Annotated in this window: 20 protein-coding genes and 5 pseudogenes; 9 read left to right on the forward strand and 16 right to left on the reverse strand. The window is 51.5% G+C overall.

Features of this window, described 5'->3' with window-relative positions; genetic code table 11:
- Positions 1-191: 191 nt before the first annotated feature.
- A pseudogene (locus ACQGXV_RS02170) lies at positions 192-485 on the forward strand (PTS transporter subunit EIIC); the annotation flags it as partial.
- Positions 486-570: 85 nt separating this feature from the next.
- Complete coding sequence (locus ACQGXV_RS02175; protein ID WP_440864761.1) at positions 571-1,353, forward strand: transposase family protein; 783 nt, start codon at positions 571-573, stop codon at positions 1,351-1,353.
- A gap of 27 nt (positions 1,354-1,380) precedes the next feature.
- Here the strand turns inward: ACQGXV_RS02175 and ACQGXV_RS02180 are convergent.
- The 3 genes and pseudogenes from ACQGXV_RS02180 to ACQGXV_RS02190 form a co-directional block, all read right to left on the reverse strand.
- Positions 1,381-2,419: pseudogene (locus ACQGXV_RS02180) on the reverse strand (IS256 family transposase); the annotation flags it as partial.
- Between the two features lie 108 nt (positions 2,420-2,527).
- Positions 2,528-3,739 carry an IS256 family transposase gene (locus ACQGXV_RS02185; RefSeq protein WP_440862551.1) on the reverse strand — a complete coding sequence of 404 codons (1,212 nt, stop codon included), beginning with the start codon at positions 3,737-3,739 and terminating at the stop codon, positions 2,528-2,530.
- Between the two features lie 94 nt (positions 3,740-3,833).
- Positions 3,834-4,097, reverse strand: a pseudogene (locus tag ACQGXV_RS02190) (transposase); the annotation flags it as partial.
- A 195-nt stretch (positions 4,098-4,292) separates the two neighbouring features.
- On the opposite strand from ACQGXV_RS02190, the pseudogene ACQGXV_RS02195 reads away from it, so the two are divergent.
- The 4 genes and pseudogenes from ACQGXV_RS02195 to ACQGXV_RS02210 form a co-directional block, all read left to right on the forward strand.
- Positions 4,293-4,757, forward strand: a pseudogene (locus ACQGXV_RS02195) (PTS transporter subunit EIIC); the annotation flags it as partial.
- A 36-nt stretch (positions 4,758-4,793) separates the two neighbouring features.
- A complete protein-coding gene (locus ACQGXV_RS02200; protein ID WP_440862584.1) occupies positions 4,794-5,159 on the forward strand; it encodes an IS630 transposase-related protein in 366 nt (121 codons plus the stop codon).
- The gene (locus ACQGXV_RS02205; protein ID WP_440862665.1) at positions 5,083-5,616 is read left to right on the forward strand and encodes an IS630 family transposase; all 534 of its coding nucleotides are present in this window, start codon (positions 5,083-5,085) and stop codon (positions 5,614-5,616) included. Before ACQGXV_RS02200 ends, ACQGXV_RS02205 begins: the two co-directional genes overlap by 77 nt.
- Positions 5,617-5,630: 14 nt before the next feature.
- Positions 5,631-6,158: pseudogene (locus ACQGXV_RS02210) on the forward strand (PTS transporter subunit EIIC); the annotation flags it as partial.
- A 24-nt stretch (positions 6,159-6,182) separates the two neighbouring features.
- Here the strand turns inward: ACQGXV_RS02210 and ACQGXV_RS02215 are convergent.
- Together ACQGXV_RS02215 and ACQGXV_RS02220 are read right to left on the reverse strand one after the other, a co-directional pair.
- On the reverse strand, positions 6,183-6,716 hold the full coding sequence (locus ACQGXV_RS02215; RefSeq protein ID WP_440862665.1) for an IS630 family transposase: 534 nt from the start codon (positions 6,714-6,716) through the stop codon (positions 6,183-6,185).
- Positions 6,640-7,020 (reverse strand): IS630 transposase-related protein, encoded by a 381-nt coding sequence (locus ACQGXV_RS02220; protein ID WP_440867166.1) that lies wholly within the window; start codon positions 7,018-7,020, stop codon positions 6,640-6,642. Before ACQGXV_RS02220 ends, ACQGXV_RS02215 begins: the two co-directional genes overlap by 77 nt.
- Positions 7,021-7,170: 150 nt before the next feature.
- Between ACQGXV_RS02220 and ACQGXV_RS02225 the strand changes: the two genes are divergently transcribed.
- From ACQGXV_RS02225 to ACQGXV_RS02235, 3 genes are all read left to right on the forward strand, one after another.
- Positions 7,171-7,590 (forward strand): hypothetical protein, encoded by a 420-nt coding sequence (locus ACQGXV_RS02225; protein WP_440867167.1) that lies wholly within the window; start codon positions 7,171-7,173, stop codon positions 7,588-7,590.
- A gap of 140 nt (positions 7,591-7,730) precedes the next feature.
- Positions 7,731-8,582 (forward strand): 3-mercaptopyruvate sulfurtransferase, encoded by an 852-nt coding sequence (gene sseA, locus ACQGXV_RS02230; RefSeq protein ID WP_440867168.1) that lies wholly within the window; start codon positions 7,731-7,733, stop codon positions 8,580-8,582.
- Between the two features lie 21 nt (positions 8,583-8,603).
- Positions 8,604-9,395 carry a MurR/RpiR family transcriptional regulator gene (locus tag ACQGXV_RS02235; protein ID WP_440864762.1) on the forward strand — a complete coding sequence of 264 codons (792 nt, stop codon included), beginning with the start codon at positions 8,604-8,606 and terminating at the stop codon, positions 9,393-9,395.
- 35 nt (positions 9,396-9,430) lie between these two features.
- Here ACQGXV_RS02235 and sseB read toward each other — a convergent pair whose 3' ends face one another.
- The 11 genes from sseB to trmJ form a co-directional block, all read right to left on the reverse strand.
- Positions 9,431-10,231 carry an enhanced serine sensitivity protein SseB gene (sseB, locus tag ACQGXV_RS02240; protein WP_440867169.1) on the reverse strand — a complete coding sequence of 267 codons (801 nt, stop codon included), beginning with the start codon at positions 10,229-10,231 and terminating at the stop codon, positions 9,431-9,433.
- A 30-nt stretch (positions 10,232-10,261) separates the two neighbouring features.
- Positions 10,262-11,560 carry an aminopeptidase PepB gene (gene pepB, locus ACQGXV_RS02245; protein ID WP_440864763.1) on the reverse strand — a complete coding sequence of 433 codons (1,299 nt, stop codon included), beginning with the start codon at positions 11,558-11,560 and terminating at the stop codon, positions 10,262-10,264.
- Between the two features lie 126 nt (positions 11,561-11,686).
- On the reverse strand, positions 11,687-11,887 hold the full coding sequence (gene iscX / locus ACQGXV_RS02250; protein ID WP_196905568.1) for a Fe-S cluster assembly protein IscX: 201 nt from the start codon (positions 11,885-11,887) through the stop codon (positions 11,687-11,689).
- A gap of 12 nt (positions 11,888-11,899) precedes the next feature.
- Positions 11,900-12,235: an ISC system 2Fe-2S type ferredoxin gene (gene fdx / locus ACQGXV_RS02255; RefSeq protein ID WP_440864764.1), complete on the reverse strand. Its 336-nt coding sequence runs from the start codon at positions 12,233-12,235 to the stop codon at positions 11,900-11,902.
- A 2-nt stretch (positions 12,236-12,237) separates the two neighbouring features.
- Entirely contained in the window at positions 12,238-14,088 is a 1,851-nt protein-coding gene (gene hscA, locus ACQGXV_RS02260; protein ID WP_440864765.1) for a Fe-S protein assembly chaperone HscA, read from the reverse strand.
- A gap of 88 nt (positions 14,089-14,176) precedes the next feature.
- Positions 14,177-14,695 (reverse strand): co-chaperone HscB, encoded by a 519-nt coding sequence (gene hscB, locus ACQGXV_RS02265; RefSeq protein ID WP_440867170.1) that lies wholly within the window; start codon positions 14,693-14,695, stop codon positions 14,177-14,179.
- 87 nt (positions 14,696-14,782) lie between these two features.
- Positions 14,783-15,106: an iron-sulfur cluster assembly protein IscA gene (gene iscA / locus ACQGXV_RS02270; RefSeq protein WP_222157764.1), complete on the reverse strand. Its 324-nt coding sequence runs from the start codon at positions 15,104-15,106 to the stop codon at positions 14,783-14,785.
- A 73-nt stretch (positions 15,107-15,179) separates the two neighbouring features.
- Positions 15,180-15,566 carry a Fe-S cluster assembly scaffold IscU gene (iscU, locus tag ACQGXV_RS02275; protein ID WP_440864766.1) on the reverse strand — a complete coding sequence of 129 codons (387 nt, stop codon included), beginning with the start codon at positions 15,564-15,566 and terminating at the stop codon, positions 15,180-15,182.
- Positions 15,567-15,590: 24 nt separating this feature from the next.
- On the reverse strand, positions 15,591-16,805 hold the full coding sequence (locus ACQGXV_RS02280; protein ID WP_440864767.1) for an IscS subfamily cysteine desulfurase: 1,215 nt from the start codon (positions 16,803-16,805) through the stop codon (positions 15,591-15,593).
- 74 nt (positions 16,806-16,879) lie between these two features.
- A complete protein-coding gene (gene iscR / locus ACQGXV_RS02285) occupies positions 16,880-17,374 on the reverse strand; it encodes a Fe-S cluster assembly transcriptional regulator IscR (protein WP_222157767.1) in 495 nt (164 codons plus the stop codon).
- A 165-nt stretch (positions 17,375-17,539) separates the two neighbouring features.
- On the reverse strand, positions 17,540-18,274 hold the full coding sequence (gene trmJ / locus ACQGXV_RS02290; protein WP_440864768.1) for a tRNA (cytosine(32)/uridine(32)-2'-O)-methyltransferase TrmJ: 735 nt from the start codon (positions 18,272-18,274) through the stop codon (positions 17,540-17,542).
- Between the last annotated feature and the right edge of the window lie 35 nt (positions 18,275-18,309).

An 18,309-nucleotide genomic window follows, 5' to 3' on the forward strand; every position in this document is an offset into this window, starting at 1 on the left:
GTGTCACGGCAATCGCGGTGCGATCATACTTCCCAGAGTAATTTGTTACCTTTTGAGTAATTTGTTTTTAAAACAATAAGATAAATGGAATCAGTGTAGGATTCACTGCTAGAATTTATCCGTACGCTACACCTTGTCAGGTGATACCTGACAGACGTTACCCTTAACAATAGCCACGAAGAGGGCAAAACATGAAAAGAGCCGTCAATGCGTTGCAGAATTTCGGCAAATCGCTGTACGGTCCGGTGCTGATCCTGCCAATCGTCGGGTTGTTTATCGCGTTTGGTAATGTGTTCGGTAATGGCAATCTGGCCGAATACCTGCCTTTACTGCACCACCCCATTATTCAGAGTTTTGGTCAGCTGATCGCCAAATCCGCCGTTGCCATTCTGGCCAACCTGGCGCTGGTGTTTGCCGTCGGCATCCCCATTGGCCTTGCCACGCGTGACAAAGGTTATGCCGCCCTGATCGGGTTGGTGACCTTTAAACTAGTTGCTGAATAGAGACTTGCATTTTTTGTCAGGCTATTGAGAATAAAAAGAGGTTTAACTTAGAGAATAAAGGTTTGAAATGATCAACAAAGAGCGGTTGTTACGAGATAATCGTTTATGTAAAGCAATCATTGGATTATCAGTCGAAGAATTGAAAAATTTAGCCGCTGAATTTTCAGCTTGTTATTTGATTTATCGGAAAAAGAATCGAAAAGATCACGAGCGGCAGATGGGTGCAGGGCAGAAAGGATTTATCCCAACCCCATTAGATAAACTGCTTTTTATTTTATTGTATTTAAAATGTTATCCGACCTATGATTTGCAAGGACTTCTTTTTGGTTTAGATAGAACACGGGTATGTCGCTGGGTAAAAATATTATTGCCGGTTTTAGAGATGACCTTGGGGCGAGAATGTGTTTTGCCCGCTCGTCAAATTCGCTCTGCTGAGGAATTTTTTCGCGCCTTTCCTGGAGTTAAAGACGTCTTTATTGATGGGACAGAGCGACCTGTCCAAAAGCCTAAGAATCTGCGTCGGCGAAAAAAAATGTATTCGGGAAAGAAAAGACAGACCACTCGAAAAGGGCTTATTATGACTGACGAAACAAGGCAAATTGGATTTATCCCCATGAGCAAAAATGGGCGCGGTCACGATAAACGCTTACTCGATAAAGTCGATATAATTCGCCATATTCCTCCTGAGGTAACCATCTGGGCAGATACCGGTTTTCAAGGTATAGAGAAACAGCATCCTAATACACAAATCCCAAAAAAAGGAACTCGAAAAAGACCTTTATCGCCTGAACAAAAACAAGAAAATAAAATAATCTCGGGCATCCGTATTACAGTTGAACAGAGTCTGTAAAGAATTTCGTGTAAATGGCTCCATCGCTTAACCGGAAATCCGATCTCCATACATCAACATGAATTGGCTCATAGCCGGTTTCCAGTCTCTGATTGGTAGGGTCCATTTAGCCGAGATATTATGCAAGGCTAGATAGAATAATTTTAGCACCGAGTCATCCGTTGGAAATATTCGTCGCGTTTTCGTTATCTTGCGCAATGAAGCATTTAACGACTCTATCGCGTTGGTTGTGTAGATAACCTTGCGAATCTCCGGCGGAAAATCAAAAATGACGATGAGACGTTCCCAATTATTTCTCCACGATGGGCTGATCGTCGGGAACTGCTCATCCCATTTGGCCGCGAAGGCATCCAGGGCCTCTTCAGCGCCCTCTAGCGTTGCGGAACTATATAGCCAAGCGACATTATTTTGATAACAGCCAGCTATGCTTCTTTGCCGCATATCAGGGCATAGGATGTAATCATTTTTAAGTCGGTTGGCTATAGATAGCGCGGAGGTCAGCAGCAACGGCTTTACGTTCTTTCCAGCCGACGTAGCGCAGCGAGTTCCGCACCTGATGCACGATGCAGAGCTGTACCCGCGTATGCGGGTAAACAGCTTCAATGGCATCAGGAAAGCCCTTCAGGCCATCGCAGCAGGCGATGAAGATGTCCTGTAGCCCACGATTTTTCAGTTCTGTCATTACAGATAACCAGAACTTGGCCCCCTCGGTTTTGGCTATCCATAGCCCCAGCAGCTCTTTTTCGCCCTGGCCGTTGATGCCTAGAGCCAAGTAAACAGACTTGTTGGCCACGGCTCCGCCGTCCTGGCTTTTGACCACAATACAGTCAAGGTAAACAATGGGATAAAACGCATCCAGCGGCCGTTGCTGCCAGCGCTTAACGTCATCCATCACGGCATTGGTCACTTGAGAAATGAAGCCAGCGGAAACATCGACCCCGTAGACTTCTTTAAAGTGAGCCTGAATATCACGGGTTGATAGCCCTCTGGAATAGAGAGAAATAATGCGGTCATCGAAGCCGTTAAGCTGCTTTTCGTGCTTACCGATCAGTGTCGGCTCGAAGGTATAGCCAACCGACTTAAAAATGATTACATCCTATGCCCTGATATGCGGCAAAGAAGCATAGCTGGCTGTTAGAGTCTGTAAAGAATTTTGTGTAAATGGCTCCATTGCTTAACCGGAGATTCGTTCTCCATACATCAACATGAATTGGCTCATAGCAGGTTTCCAGTCTCTGATTGGCAAGGTCCATTTAGCAGAGATATTATGCAAGGCTAGATAGAGTAATTTTATCACCGAGTCATCCGTTGGAAATATTCGTCGCGTTTTCGTTATCTTGCGCAATGAAGCATTTAACGACTCTATCGCGTTGGTGGTGTAGATAACCTTGCGGATCTCCGGCGGAAAGTCAAAAATGACGATGAGACGTTCCCAATTATTTCTCCACGACGGGCTGATCGTCGGGAACTGTTCATCCCATTTGGCCGCGAAGGCATCCAGGGCCTCTTCAGCGCCCTCTAGCGTTGCGGAACTATAGATGGTGCGCAGGTCAGCAGCAACGGCCTTACGCTCTTTCCAGCCGACGTAGCGCAGCGAGTTCCGCACCTGATGCACAATGCAGAGCTGTACCCGCGTATGCGGGTAAACAGCTTCAATGGCATCAGGAAAGCCTTTCAGGCCATCGCAGCAGGCGACGAAGATGTCCTTTAGCCCACGATTTTTCAGTTCTGTCATCACAGATAACCAGAACTTGGCCCCCTCAGTTTTGGCTATCCATAGCCCCAGCAGCTCTTTTTCGCCCTGGCCGTTGACGCCGAGGGCCAGATAAACAGACTTGTTGGCCACGGCTCCGCCGTCCTGGCTTTTGACAACAATACAGTCAAGGTAAACAATGGGATAAAGCGCATCCAGCGGCCGTTGCTGCCAGCGCTTAACTTCATCCATCACAGCATTGGTCACTTGAGAAATGAAGCCAGCGGAAACATCGACCCCGTAGACTTCTTTAAAGTGTGCCTGAATATCACGGGTTGATAACCCTCTGGAATAGAGAGAAATAATGCGGTCATCGAAGCCGTTAAGCTGTTTTTCGTGCTTACCGATCAGTGTCGGCTCGAAGGTACTGTTGCGGTCGCGCGGAATATCGAGCTCGATCTCCCCATTTTGGCTACGTACGCTCTTGGATGTCTTGCCATTGCGTGAGTTGCCTGAATGATTACCAGCCGGGTCATGCTTAGCATACCCAAGGTGCATCTCCATCTCAGCTTCAAGAACCCGTTCCGCCAGTCTTTTAGTCAGCACCTTGAGTAGGCCTGATTCACCCAGCAGATCCTGAGGGGAGTGACAATCTTGAAGCAGTTGGTCAATAAGTTCGTTGCTGATAGGCATTTTGTTATCCTTTGAAGGTTTTCCTCAAAATGCCATTTACACAGATTATTTTACAGTCTCGGCTGTTATCAAAATAATGTCGCTTGGCTATACTGTTGCGGTCGCGCGGAATATCGAGCTCGAGCGCCCCATTTTGGCTACGTACGCTCTTGGATGTCTTGCCATTGCGGGAGTTGCCTGAATTATTACCAGCCGGGTCATGCTTAGCATACCCAAGGTGTATCTCCATCTCAGCTTCAAGAACCCGTTCCGCCAGTCTTTTAGTCAGTTCCTTGAGTAGGCCTGATTCACCCAGAAGCTCCTGAGGGGAGTGGCAATCCTGAAGCAGTTGGTCAATAAGTTCGTTGCTGATAGGCATTTTTTGTCCTCTGAAGGTTTTCCTCAAAATGCCATTTACACAGATCTTTTTACACTCTCGTTGAACACGCCATCGCGGGTATCAAGCGCCTCGGTTGCATGACCCAAATTTTACGGAATCGTAGACCCTTTATTGATGATACCTTCTTACTCCTTAGCGCCGGTCTTTGGAATTTCCATCTCAGAACAGCGTAAAATTTACTTCAATCACCGAAACACCCTTATTTCACTATTAAGCAACACGCTTTTTATCATTTTCATCAAAGCAATGAATATTACTCTACAACTTCAGGGCAAACTAGTGCCTGCCGCAGAGATGCGTCCTGCCGGACAAGGCATGGTGCTGGGGGTGCAAGTGCTGGAAATGGGCGTGTTCGCCGGTATCCTCATCGGTGCCTTTGCCGGTTATCTGTTTAACCGTTATTCCAGCAAACAGTTTAACGGCGTGATGGCTATCTACTCAGGCCACTGTTTTGTCACCATTCTGGCGATCCCCAGCGCGATACTGCTCGGCTTTGTCATGAGCGCCGTCTGGCCCTATGCCCAACACGGCATTAGCGCACTGGCCTTTGCGATTAAAGGGGCAGGACCGTTTGGGGTAGCGATTTACGGCTTCCTTGAACGTATTCTGATCCCGACCGGGTTACATCACCTTGTTTATATAGCTAAACGACTTAATTTTGATTACATTATTTAAATGAGCTATTCAATTGATTTTAGACGTAAAGTGATATCTACACGGAAAAACGAAGGGTTGAGTATCCGAGAAACAGCGAAGCAATTTCGGATTGGCCCTGCCTCTGTATCGCGTTGGATTAATCAAATAGAGTCAAAAGCATCGACCACGCGTCAGCGAAAGATCGATAAATCCGAGTTGATAAAAGATGTTGAACAATATCCAGATGCTTACCAAAAAGAACGTGCAGAGCGTTTTGGCGTTTGTCAGAAGGCCATTTGGCAAGCGCTTAAAAAGCTGGGATTGACCTATAAAAAAAACTCTACGTCATCCGAAAGCCGACGAAAACGCCCGGCAGGGATTTCAACAAAAAAAACAACAGTATGAAAAAGAAGGTAAACCTATTGTTTTTATTGATGAAAGTGGTTTTTCACACGATGCCCCACGGACTCACGGCTATTCCCCAAAAGGTCAACGGTGTTTTGGCCTGAAGAACTGGGGAGCTAGGGGAAGAACAAATGTTATCGGCGCTTTATTAGGCACAACGCTGTTTGCTATCGGATTATTTGATATCAATATTAACAGCGATGTTTTCTATGCCTGGGTCACACAAGTCCTTATCCCAGTACTCCCTAAAAACAGTGTAATCATGATGGACAATGCCACTTTTCACAAAAAACATAATATTCAACAAGTCATCATCGATGCAGGGTATATGGTGGAGTATTTGCCTACATATTCGCCAGATCTTAACCCAATTGAGCATAAATGGGCACAAGCAAAAAGCAAAAAAAGAGAGATGGGTTGCGATACAGAGAGTTTGTTCTCAGTCCATATGGTGTAATCAAAATTAAGTCGCTTGGCTATACTCCGTTCCTGTATACCGAACTCGGAGGAACCGCCGATGTGTGCGGCAAGCTGTATCAGGGTGCGCGCAATATTTATTTCGCAGAAATGGCCTGCCCCAGCGTCACACAGCTGAGCCCGACTGTCGCGTGGGATGCACGCGGTATCAGTAAAATGTTTGGCCTGACTGTGGCGGCCCTGGCGATGTACGTCACCGCCAAGCCCGAAAAACGCATTGCCGCCAAGGCCATCCTGATTCCCGCTGCCTTTACCTCTTTCCTGCTCGGTGTCACCGAGCCGCTGGAGTTCTCCTTCCTGTTCGTCGCACCGTTACTGTTTGTGGTGCACGCGGTGTTAACCGGGCTGGGGATGATGTTGTTCTCACTGCTTGGCGTGCTCGCCATTGGCGCTAACGGCGTGATTGATTTCCTGCTGTATAACCTGCCTCCGGGCATCGCCAAATCCAACTGGCCGATGTACATCGAGGTCGGCCTGACCATGTCGGTTATCTACTTCTTTGTGTTCCGCACCCTGATCTTGTATAGCCAAGCGACTTAATTTTGATTACACCATATGGACTGAGAACAAACTCTCTGTATCGCAACCCATCTCTCTTTTTTTGCTTTTTGCTTGTGCCCATTTATGCTCAATTGGGTTAAGATCTGGCGAATATGTAGGCAAATACTCCACCATATACCCTGCATCGATGATGACTTGTTGAATATTATGTTTTTTGTGAAAAGTGGCATTGTCCATCATGATTACACTGTTTTTAGGGAGTACTGGGATAAGGACTTGTGTGACCCAGGCATAGAAAACATCGCTGTTAATATTGATATCAAATAATCCGATAGCAAACAGCGTTGTGCCTAATAAAGCGCCGATAACATTTGTTCTTCCCCTAGCTCCCCAGTTCTTCAGGCCAAAACACCGTTGACCTTTTGGGGAATAGCCGTGAGTCCGTGGGGCATCGTGTGAAAAACCACTTTCATCAATAAAAACAATAGGTTTACCTTCTTTTTCATACTGTTGTTTTTTTTGTTGAAATCCCTGCCGGGCGTTTTCGTCGGCTTTCGGATGACGTAGAGTTTTTTTTATAGGTCAATCCCAGCTTTTTAAGCGCTTGCCAAATGGCCTTCTGACAAACGCCAAAACGCTCTGCACGTTCTTTTTGGTAAGCATCTGGATATTGTTCAACATCTTTTATCAACTCGGATTTATCGCTCTTTCGCTGACGCGTGGTCGATGCTTTTGACTCTATTTGATTAATCCAACGCGATACAGAGGCAGGGCCAATCCGAAATTGCTTCGCTGTTTCTCGGATACTCAACCCTTCGTTTTTCCGTGTAGATATCACTTTACGTCTAAAATCAATTGAATAGCTCAGGCTTTGTTGAATAATTTAACCGTTTGATTTACATCTTCTTTAGTTAGAATGCATTTACAGAGAATGTATTTTGTTAGAACGACAAATCAAATAGTTAGCACAATAAAAAGCATTCCGAGAGGAAAAATTAGTCGTTGAAATTTTATAATGCTTATATAAATCAGTATCTTAAATTATTCAACAAAGCCAATAGCTCATTTAAATAATGTAATCAAAATTAAGTCGTTTAGCTATATTGTCGACGTAGCCTGCTCACTGGCATTCGACCTGCGCCAGCGCCATCTGGTGATCGTTGAGAACAAAGGGGCAATTGCTAATCTGCCCTATGATGCGATGGTGGAGGTGCCCGCGTATATCACCGCAAACGGACCGGAACCGGTTCGCATGGGTAATGTGCCGACGTTCCATCACGCGCTGCTGGAACAGCAGTTGGCATCCGAACAGTTATTGGTGGAAGCGACCCTTGAAGGCAGCTACGAGAAAGCATTGCAGGCGTTTACGCTTAATCGCACCGTGCCCACCATGCAGCACGCCAAAGCGATCCTCGATGAGATGATCGCAGCAAACCAGGAATATTGGCCGTAGTTGAAACAGGCCTACCGTGACGGTGTTGTGGTGAGTGCAGGCAAGTCCGAATAGATGCTTGTCGGAAAAGGAAAAATGGCTGACAATATTTATCACTGTTTCACTCAGGGCGGCATGCACTGCCCATGCGTGGGGTTTATATGTCAGCTTCTTCTTCCCGTTTGTTTGTTTCTGCCGACTGGCTCGTGGAGCATCTGGCTTCCGATGACATCACACTGATCGATGCGCGCATGTTACCTCCGGGTGAAACCAGCCGGGATATCCATGCCGAATACCGCGCGGTGCATCTGCCCGGTGCGGTTTTTTTTGATATTGAGACCCTGTCCGATCCCAACACCCCATTGCCGCACATGATGCCCAGCGCAGAAGCGTTCGCCAACGCAATGGGTGAATTGGGCATCAGCGATCAGAAACCGCTGGTGATTTACGATGAAGGTAACCTTTTTTCAGCCCCGCGAGCCTGGTGGATGCTCACTCACTTCGGTGCTCGTCAGGTGGTGATTCTTTCCGGTGGGCTGGCAGAGTGGAAAGTGCGAGGTTATCCGATTGAGCAGGGAGACGTGCACCCCACCCCTGCGCATTTTACTGCCGTGTTAACCGAAGGCGCGATCCGCTCGCGGGAACAGGTAATGGCGATCAGTCGCGACGGCTCGGCACAAATCGTCGATGCACGCCCTGCCCCGCGTTTTCGCGGTGAAGTGGATGAACCGCGCGCCGGTCTGCATCGCGGTCATATTCCCGGCAGCCTGAACGTACCGTGGGGCGATCTGGTGACACAGGGTACCCTGAAACCCAGCCCTGAGTTGGCGACGATTCTGCACAAAGCGGGCCTGGATTTCAGCCGCCCGATTGTTGCCAGCTGCGGTTCTGGCGTAACCGCCGTGGTGGTGATCCTGGCGCTTGCGCAGTTGGGCGTATCCGATGTCACTCTGTATGACGGTGCCTGGAGCGAATGGGGCAGCCGTGATGATACCCCTATCACAGTAGGCTGATTGCCACGCAGGAGCAGCACCATGGATAGCCGGTTGACATCACTGGTTCACCACGGCAGAGAGTTGACGCGCGCGGAGCACCGCGTGCTGGTGTTTATTGCCGAGCACGCGTCGCTGGTCTGCAAGATCACCGTGCGTGAGTTGGCGCAGCAAACCTACGTCTCGACCGCAACCATTATGCGCCAGTGTCAAAAAATGGGGTTTAGCGGCTACAGCGAATTTATCTATCACTGCAAGCAGTTGCTCACCGATGCGCCGCGTTCATTTCCGGCAAACCACGCATCGGTTGCCAGTGACGGCATCCCCGAAGACTATCGCCATTTTGTCGCCAATTACGAAAAAACCTTCACCTACGTAACGCCTGCGCTGATGGACGCCTTCTGCCATATCCTGCGTCACGAGAGCCATTTTTTTCTTTACGGTGCTGGGTTGTCTCACCTGTTCACTGAGTATTTCGCCAAAAAGCTGCAAATACTGGGTAAAGATGCGTTCGTCTCCGGTCTGGGGGACAGCAAAGGGATTTTTCTTAGCAATGCTCCGAAATACCGCATCTTTATCGCTATCTCGCGCAGCGGAGAAACCGAACAGGTGATCGAAAAAGCGCAGATCGCCAGAAACATCGGTATGACCGTGGTCGCCTTCACCCGTGCGTCGTTTAATCCGTTAGCCAACGTGGCGGATTTACACTTTCGCTTACATGATGACGCCATTCATTTTGCGGCTGAGGCGGGAGAGGTTAGCTCGTTCGAATCTAATTTAGTGTTACTGATTGATTTATTGCTGCTGCGGGCGACCACGGGTAACCCGGTCTAGATGGCATCCCCTGAACAGGGGATGCACGAGGTAAATTACGCTTTGCCCGTCTGTTTGAACTCGCGCAGGAAACTGCCCCACTTATGCTCATAAAACGGCGTGGTGTGATGCAGAAAATAGTGGCTTACACCGCCCTTTTCTTCTTTATCGACGATGCAAATATCCACCGGCTGATCGCCGACCACTGTATCGCTGGCAACCGTGCCCACCGCCTGGATAACCGTCTCCACCTCATCCAAATCGACCAGTTCCAGACCGATCAGCAGATTCGGCTCCGCGTCACCCTCCTGAATCTGCGCCACCCATGCACGGCGCACCGGGCGATGCTTGGCAAGCAGTTGCGTCAGCGAATCGATCATCTGATCCGGCGACGGTTCCGGCAGGCTGAGATGCACCTCTACTGGCTCGTCAACCACACGGCTTTGCACAAAGCCATTGCCCTCACCTGCCAGCATATGCTCCACCTCTTGCGGCAGGAACTCTTTGCCGTAGGGGAGTTTAGGGTTAAGGAACAACGTCTGCCCCTGCGTTAATTCAAACATTGAGCGGGCTGGCAGCGCCAGAAAAGCGGCTTCCGTTGAGATAGCCATCTGCAAGGCTTCCAGCGACGAGAAAAACGGGATAACGGTACTGCCATCGGGTTTTTCCCAGTGCTGAATCTCAACCTGTATGCCAACAGGCAGCGTGCTGGCGCCCTGTTCGCTCGCGTCATCGCTGTTACCGATGATATAGACGGTGGCGTCCATCAGTTCAGTGAAAAACTCAGGCCGATGGGCAGGCTCGGTCGCCGCCTTCATCAGCACCTCTTCCAGCTTGTTTTGCGGTGTAAATGTCATACGTTGATTATCACTCAAGCCTGATAGCACTCAATGCTGGTCTTCGCTCAGCAGCAAATTGGCGAGCGTGCGTACGCCCAAACCGGTCGCGCCGGCTGCCCACTGTTCCACTGCCCCTTTGCGGTAGGTCGCCGAGCAGTCGATATGCAACCACCCTTTCTGATAGGACGAGACAAAATGCGACAAAAAAGCCGCCGCCGTGCTGGCGCCCGCGCTGTGCGCCGCGCCTGCAACGTTATTCAGCTCGGCAAAACTGGACGGCAGTTGCGAACGGTGAAATTCCTCCAGCGGCAAACGCCAGAACGGTTCGTTTTCCTGTTTTGCGCTGGTGAGCAGGCGTTCAGCAAAGGCATCATCAAAGCTGAATAGCGCGTGATAGTCGTTACCCAGCGCCGTTTTCGCCGCACCGGTCAGCGTAGCACAATCGATAATCCACTGTGGCGCTTGCGCGCTGGCATCGATTAGGCCATCCGCCAGCACCAGACGCCCTTCCGCGTCGGTGTTCATCACTTCGACGGTTTTACAGTTGCGATAGCGCAAAATGTCACCGAGACGGAATGCGTTACCGCTCACCATATTGTCGGCGCAGCATAGGTAGAGTTTTACGCGACGGGTTAGCCCTTGAGCAATCGCCAGCGCCAGCGCACCTGTGACCAGTGCCGCGCCGCCCATATCGGATTTCATCGAATCCATAAAGCCACTCGGCTTCAGGCTATAGCCGCCGCTGTCAAAGGTGATGCCCTTGCCCACCAGACAAGCAAACACCGGCGCATCCGAGTTGCCCGTCGGGTTAAAATCCAGCGCCAGCAGCACCGGTTGACGTTCAGAACCACGCCCTACCGTATGCAGCCCGATATAGTTTTGATCGCGCAGATCTTCACCCTTGGTGATGCGATAGTTGACGGCGTTACCGCCCACATCATGCAGCAAATCCAACGCACGCGTTGCCAGTTGTTCTGGCCCTAAATCTTCGGCGGGCAGGTTAATGGTGTCGCGTACCCAATCAACAACTTTCAGGCGCAAATCCAATGCCTTGCGCTGCACCTCTTCCAACGGTGCCCATTCGACGGTACGTTTACCTTTCGGGGCGCGGTAACCTTGCCAGAACGCCCAGCTGGTTTCCAGATTCCAGCCCTCACCCACCAGTTTGACGTGCTTAATGCCTTGCCCGTCAATTTTGCGCGCCGCGCGCTGAATAGTGCCCAACGCGGCCGTTTCAGGCAGATGAATGGTGAACCCCTGTTCGTTAGCGCTCAACGCCGCTTTTTCTCCCCAACGCGCATCGGCAGGCTGGGTGGAGAGTGAAACCTGCATAGCTTCGCTTGTCATATCAGCTCCGTGGATAATGTACTTAACAGCAGCCTATACCCGTTATATTTCAACTCGAATTATGTAGAGTATATTTACGGTATCGCGCTGAAAAAAAAGGGCCGCCCGTCAGGCAGCCCAGAATTGTCATTCCGCTTCGTCTAACCACACCAGCAATATCGCTTCCAGAATTTTTTCGTTGGAAGCGTCTGGCGCGTCATCAAACTCATCCAGCTCGCAAATCCAGCGATGCAGGTCAGTAAAACGCACCGTTTTCGGGTCTGTATCGGGAAACGCGTCATACAGCGCTTCACCAATGGCCCGACTGTCTGTCCAGGTCAATCCCATGTTCAGCTCCTGTTAATGTTCGCGGGCATGGTTAATGGTGTAACGCGGGATCTCAACCACCAGATCATCGCCCGCGACACGCGCCTGACAGCCCAGACGGCTTTCGGGCTCCAGCCCCCACGCTTTGTCCAGCATGTCATCTTCATCTTCTGTGCTTTCCGCGAGAGAATCAAACCCTTCGCGCACGATGCAATGGCAGGTAGTACACGCGCAGGATTTCTCACAGGCGTGTTCAACTTCGATACCATTGCGCAGGGCGACGTCCAGAATCGTTTCACCCGCTTTGGCTTCCAATACCGCGCCTTCAGGACACAGATCCTGATCCGGTAAAAAAACTATCTTAGGCATGCTCACACCTCGTCCACAGAGTGTCCTGCCAGCGCCCGACGAATGGAAGCATCCATACGACGCTCAGCGAACCCCTGAGTTTGTTGATCTACTGTTTTTATTGCGGCTTCAATCAGCGCAACGTCATCGCCTGCACTCACCTGTTGCAGCGCCGACACTGCCTGAACGATAGCCGCCTGTTCTTCGGCGCTTAGCAAATCCGCATCGGCGGCCAGCGCGCTTTGCACGCTTTCCAGCACCCGCGCAGCTTCGACTTTCTGCTCCGCCAACATGCGCGCCGCGACGTCACTCTGCGCATTCTGCATCGAGTCGGTGATCATCGCGGCAATTTCATCATCGCTCAGCCCATACGACGGTTTGACCTGAATCGCAGCTTCCACGCCCGTGGATTTCTCCATTGCAGTGACGCTCAGCAGGCCATCCGCATCCACCTGGAAGGTTACACGAATATGCGCGCCACCGGCGGGCAGCGGCGGGATGCCGCGCAGTGAGAATCGCGCCAGCGAACGACAATCCTGTACCAGTTCGCGTTCACCTTGCAGCACATGGATCATCATGGCGGTCTGGCCGTCTTTAAACGTGGTGAACTCCTGCGCACGCGCCGCCGGAATGGTGGTGTTACGTGGAATCACCTTCTCGACCAGGCCGCCCATGGTTTCCAGACCGAGCGACAGCGGGATCACATCCAGCAGCAGCATCTCGCTGTCTGGCTTGTTACCCACCAGAATATCCGCCTGAATGGCAGCGCCCAGCGCCACCACTTTATCCGGGTCGATGGCGGTCAACGGCGTGCGGCCAAAGAAATCGCCGACGCGGGTGCGCACCACGGGCACGCGCGTCGAGCCCCCCACCATCACCACTTCCTGTACCTCATCGGCCTGAACAACGGCGTCTTTCAATGCCCGACGGCAGCAAAGCAGCGTACGTTTCACCAGCTGCTCGATAAGCGCATCAAACTGCTCGCGGCTCAGTTCGCCCTGCCAGGCGCCAACCTCTACCGTCACTGACGGTGCGGCGCTGAGCGCAACCTTGGCATGCAAGGCCGTTTCAATCAATTCACGCTGCACGCGCGCATCAGAACGATCGTTAACGCCGGCCTGCTCGCGCAGCCACTCCACCAACAGGTTGTCGAAATCGTCGCCGCCAAGCGCAGAATCACCGCCGGTCGCCAGCACTTCAAACACCCCGCGACTTAAACGCAGGATAGAGATATCGAAGGTGCCACCACCCAGATCGTAGACGGCAATCACCCCTTCCTTACCCGAATCCAGCCCGTAAGCAATAGCTGCCGCCGTCGGCTCATTGAGCAAACGCAGCACATGCAGCCCGGCCAAACGCGCCGCATCTTTGGTGCCTTGACGCTGGGCGTCGTCGAAATAGGCAGGAACGGTGATCACTACACCATCCGGCACGCCGCCGAGCGCGGCTTCGGCCCGCGCCGCGAGCGCAGAGAGGATATCGGCAGAAACCTGGATCGGATTTTTGTTACCCGCCGCCGTTTGCAACACGGGTAAGCCGTTGTCGCTGGCCTGAAAATGGTACGGCAAATGGGGATAGCGCTGCTGAATATCGGCCAGTGAGCGGCCCATCAATCGTTTGACGGAACTGACGGTGTTGGCAGGATCGTTTACCGCCTGCACCTGCGCCGCCCAGCCAACATCGATACTTTCTGCATGATAGCGCACCACCGACGGTAGCAGTTCACGGCCTTCGGCATCCGCCAGCGGTTGTGCTTCTCCGCTGCGCACCGTTGCCACCAGCGAATTGGTGGTGCCGAGATCAATACCCACGGCAAGATGGCGCTGATGTGGTGCTGCGCTGAGGCCGGGTTCACTAATTTGTAATAGGGCCATATTGAGCTTCCATCAATTGGCTGTCAGCGCCACCGTTGCGCCGACGAAATAAAAAGACATTATTCGATTATGTGCATCACTGCGCAGATTAGCGATCCAGCAGTTGTTCTTCGAGTTGTTCCACCTGCTGTTGCAGCTTATCCAAAAAGCGGAGTTTACGCACCGTATCGGCCGCCGCCGACCACGATGCCTGCGCCAGTTCGGACTGCATCTGCGTGGTACGCTGCCGTATCATAGCGGTTAACTGGTTGGCAAAATCGGCCAGCGCGGCTTCAGCATCTGTTTGATGTGAAATCGCATCCAACTGCTCACGCAGTTCCAGTTGCTCCATCAGAAAGGCCGTATCGCGCATCGTATGTTGCTCGTTACCCAGCTCAAAACCGTGCAACGATAACATATATTCTGCGCGTTTCAGCGGATGTTTCAGCGACTGGTAAGCATCATTAACCGTCGCCGCCTGCTGTACGGCCAGCAGACGCTCCCGCTCGGGGTACGTGGCAAAACGATCGGGGTGCAACTGGCGTTGCAGTTCCTGATAACGAGAAAGGAGCAGGCTGCCATCCACATCGTAGTGAACCGGCAGCCCGAATAATGTAAAGTAATCCATAGTGCGCTCGGACATTGTGGCGCTAACGGGTAGCCGCCCTGCGCCAATGCGTCACGAGCATGCTCCCGTTAACACGGGCAAAACGAATCAGACCGTAAAGCTTTCGCCGCAGCCGCATTCGCCGTTAACGTTGGGATTATTGAACTTGAATCCTTCGTTCAACCCTTCTTTGACGAAATCCAACTGCGTGCCGTCGAGATAAACCAGGCTTTTGCCATCAATGATGACCCTGACCCCTTTATCTTCAAACACCACATCGTCGTCGTTAAGGTCGTCAACAAACTCAAGCACATAAGCCATGCCAGAACAACCTGACGTCCGCACACCCAAGCGCAGGCCGACGCCTTTGCCTCGATTTGCCATAAAAGCGCTGACACGTTGTGCTGCGCTATCGCTAAGAGAAATAGACATACAACAACCTCGGTATCGTTAGCACGCCTTCTGCCCAACGTGTGCACGCCGGGCAGCACGGTTCGCCGACAGATTATTTCGCTGTGCGTTTGCTTTTGTAATCCGCGATCGCTGCTTTGATCGCATCTTCCGCCAGAATAGAACAGTGAATTTTCACTGGTGGCAGTTCCAGTTCCTCGGCGATCTGAGTGTTCTTGATAGCCTCGGCTTCGTCCAGAGACTTGCCTTTCACCCATTCAGTGATCAGCGAACTCGAAGCAATGGCAGAGCCACAACCGTAGGTTTTGAAACGCGCTTCTTCAATAATGCCGTTGTCGCTGACTTTGATCTGTAATTTCATTACGTCGCCACACGCCGGTGCACCCACCATGCCGCTGCCAATCGAAGGATCGACGTTGTCAAAGGAGCCGACGTTGCGCGGATTTTCGTAATGATCGATAACTTTTTCGCTGTATGCCATGATTAACGTTCTCCGTGCTGCGAATTAATGATGAGCCCATTCGATGGTGGTCAGATCCACGCCCTGCTTGAACATCTCCCACAGCGGGGAAAGGTCACGCAAACGTCCGATGGATTTCTGGACCAAATCGATGGTGTAGTCGATCTCTTCCTCGGTAGTAAAACGACCGAGAGAGAAGCGGATCGAGCTGTGCGCCAATTCATCATTCATACCCAGCGCACGCAGCACATAGGATGGCTCCAGGCTCGCAGAAGTACAGGCAGAACCGGAGGAGACAGCCAGGTCTTTCAGTGCCATGATCAGGGATTCACCCTCAACATAGTTAAAGCTGACGTTCAGGATATTCGGCGCGCCCTGTTCCAGGTCACCGTTGAGGTACACCTCTTCAATATCCTTGATACCGTTCCACAAACGGTGACGCAGCGCGCTCAGGCGAGCGACTTCCGCTACCATCTCTTCTTTGGCGATACGGTATGCTTCACCCATGCCGACGATCTGGTGCACGGGCAAGGTACCAGAACGCATACCGCGTTCATGCCCGCCACCGTGCATCTGCGCTTCAATACGGATACGGGGTTTACGACACACATACAGTGCGCCAATGCCTTTCGGGCCATAGATTTTATGACCGGAGAAAGACATTAAATCGACTTTGATCTTACTGAGATCCATAGGCAGTTTGCCCACGCTCTGCGTGGCATCAACGTGGAACACGATACCACGGCTGCGGCACATCTCGCCGATAGCGGCAATGTCCTGTACCACACCGATTTCGTTGTTCACGTGCATGATGGAAACCACAATGGTGTCTTCACGCATTGCTGCTTCGAGTTCGCTCAGGTCGATAATGCCGTTACGCTGCGGCGCGAGGTACGTGACATCAAAACCTTCACGCTCTAACTGACGGCAGGTATCCAGCACGGCCTTATGTTCGCTCTTGCTGGTAATGATATGCTTGCCTTTCTTCTGATAGAAGTTGGCGGCACCTTTGATAGCCAGGTTGTCGGCTTCGGTCGCGCCTGACGTGAAAACAATTTCACGCGGATCGGCACCCACCAGCTCGGCAATTTGGTTACGCGCGATATCCACTGCCTCTTCCGCCTGCCAACCAAAGCGGTGAGAACGGGAAGCCGGGTTGCCAAACGTACCGTCCAGGGTCAAAAACTGCATCATTTTTTCAGCCACGCGCGGGTCAACCGGCGTCGTGGCTGAATAGTCTAGATAAATGGGTAACTTCATTGCTCATAAACTCCGTACATCACTTCAAAACGTACAATGCGTTTTGATTTTATTATTCCTGCGAGGATGAACTATCAGGCGCGCAGATTAACATTAATGGTTTCTTGAAAACGTCCGTTAGCGGTGCGGCGCGTGTCGGCATCTTGGCGATCCGCCACGTCCAGCACTTCCTGATTATTCACCAGTTCGTCCAGCGTGATATTGTTCAAGAAATCGGTGATACGGTCGCTGAGATCGCGCCACAACGTGTGCGTCAGGCAGCGATCGCCACCCTGGCAGCCTTCACGCCCCTGGCAACGGGTCGCATCGACGGATTCGTCTACGGCAGAGATCACGGCACCAACGGCGATTTCATTGGCGTTTTTGCCTAGCAGGTAACCACCGCCCGGCCCACGGACGCTGGACACCAGCCCGTTTTTGCGCAAGCGAGAGAACAGTTGTTCCAGATACGACAGCGATATTCCCTGCCGCTCGGAAATATCCGCCAAAGGAACCGGCCCTTCTTTGGAGTGCAGTGCCACATCAAGCATGGCGGTAACGGCATAACGGCCTTTTGATGTCAGTCTCATAATAGTTGTACCTGTAGATAAAACAGCTTATTATCGAACACGATTATTATAAACATGCACTGTGAATGCATGTACTTACATAGCACCCTTTGAGTCTGACATTCCCGAGTGTTTTAGTCAACTATTTAACCGAGTAATTCACTCAAGTATTTATTCGCCGCTTTTCTATTCCTGACCGTCACGTCGGTTTTTTTGTACCGAGCTCAAAATGCCACGCAGAATGGCCAACTCCTGCTCTTCCGGGCGCGCGCGGGTGAATAAACGGCGCAGTTTGTGCATCACCTGCCCCTGATGGGCCTTACGAATAAACCCGGTGTAGTGCAGCGTTTCTTCCAGATGGGTATAGAAGCGTTCCAGATCGTCAACCAAGGGATAGGGCTCTTCCACGATTTGCGGTGCACCCTGCGCCTGCAAATCCAGATGCGCAACGCGCACTTCATAAGCGATCAACTGAACGGCCATCGCCAGATTCAACGAACTGTACTCGGGGTTAGCAGGAATGTAGACGTGATAGTGGCATTTTTGCAGTTCGTCGTTGGTCAACCCCACGCGTTCACGGCCAAACACCAGCGCTACCGGTGCGTGCTGCGCTTCGTGCGCACTGCGCACGCCGCACTCGCGCGGTTCGAGCATCGGCCAGGGCAGTGAACGGGAACGCGCACTGGTGCCAACCACCAGGTTGCAACCAACCAGCGCTTCATCCAACGTATTGACCAGCGTAGCGTTGCCAATAATATCGCTGGCACCTGCGGCCAGTGCGATTGCCTGTGAATCCGGTTTGATCAGTGGTTTCACCAGATAGAGGTTCTTTAACCCCATGGTTTTCATCGCTCTGGCGGTGGACCCCATGTTGCCCGTGTGCGAGGTTTCCACCAGAATGATACGAATATTCTCTAACATGTTGACTCGGCAGTAAGAAAGAAGAAAAAGAGTGA

The sequence above is a fragment of the Symbiopectobacterium purcellii genome (assembly GCF_052050035.1).
Lineage (GTDB): Bacteria > Pseudomonadota > Gammaproteobacteria > Enterobacterales > Enterobacteriaceae > Symbiopectobacterium > Symbiopectobacterium purcellii_A.

Excerpts from the sequence above, each read along its gene's own strand:
- ACQGXV_RS02175 (WP_440864761.1), top strand. The coding sequence starts at position 571 with ATGATCAACAAAGAGCGGTTGTTACGAGATAATCGTTTATGTAAAGCA.
- ACQGXV_RS02185 (WP_440862551.1), bottom strand. The coding sequence starts at position 3,739 with ATGCCTATCAGCAACGAACTTATTGACCAACTGCTTCAAGATTGTCAC.
- ACQGXV_RS02200 (WP_440862584.1), top strand. The coding sequence starts at position 4,794 with ATGAGCTATTCAATTGATTTTAGACGTAAAGTGATATCTACACGGAAA.
- sseA (WP_440867168.1), top strand. The coding sequence starts at position 7,731 with ATGTCAGCTTCTTCTTCCCGTTTGTTTGTTTCTGCCGACTGGCTCGTG.
- ACQGXV_RS02235 (WP_440864762.1), top strand. The coding sequence starts at position 8,604 with ATGGATAGCCGGTTGACATCACTGGTTCACCACGGCAGAGAGTTGACG.
- sseB (WP_440867169.1), bottom strand. The coding sequence starts at position 10,231 with ATGACATTTACACCGCAAAACAAGCTGGAAGAGGTGCTGATGAAGGCG.
- pepB (WP_440864763.1), bottom strand. The coding sequence starts at position 11,560 with ATGACAAGCGAAGCTATGCAGGTTTCACTCTCCACCCAGCCTGCCGAT.
- iscX (WP_196905568.1), bottom strand. The coding sequence starts at position 11,887 with ATGGGATTGACCTGGACAGACAGTCGGGCCATTGGTGAAGCGCTGTAT.
- fdx (WP_440864764.1), bottom strand. The coding sequence starts at position 12,235 with ATGCCTAAGATAGTTTTTTTACCGGATCAGGATCTGTGTCCTGAAGGC.
- hscA (WP_440864765.1), bottom strand. The coding sequence starts at position 14,088 with ATGGCCCTATTACAAATTAGTGAACCCGGCCTCAGCGCAGCACCACAT.
- hscB (WP_440867170.1), bottom strand. The coding sequence starts at position 14,695 with ATGGATTACTTTACATTATTCGGGCTGCCGGTTCACTACGATGTGGAT.
- iscA (WP_222157764.1), bottom strand. The coding sequence starts at position 15,106 with ATGTCTATTTCTCTTAGCGATAGCGCAGCACAACGTGTCAGCGCTTTT.
- iscU (WP_440864766.1), bottom strand. The coding sequence starts at position 15,566 with ATGGCATACAGCGAAAAAGTTATCGATCATTACGAAAATCCGCGCAAC.
- ACQGXV_RS02280 (WP_440864767.1), bottom strand. The coding sequence starts at position 16,805 with ATGAAGTTACCCATTTATCTAGACTATTCAGCCACGACGCCGGTTGAC.
- iscR (WP_222157767.1), bottom strand. The coding sequence starts at position 17,374 with ATGAGACTGACATCAAAAGGCCGTTATGCCGTTACCGCCATGCTTGAT.
- trmJ (WP_440864768.1), bottom strand. The coding sequence starts at position 18,274 with ATGTTAGAGAATATTCGTATCATTCTGGTGGAAACCTCGCACACGGGC.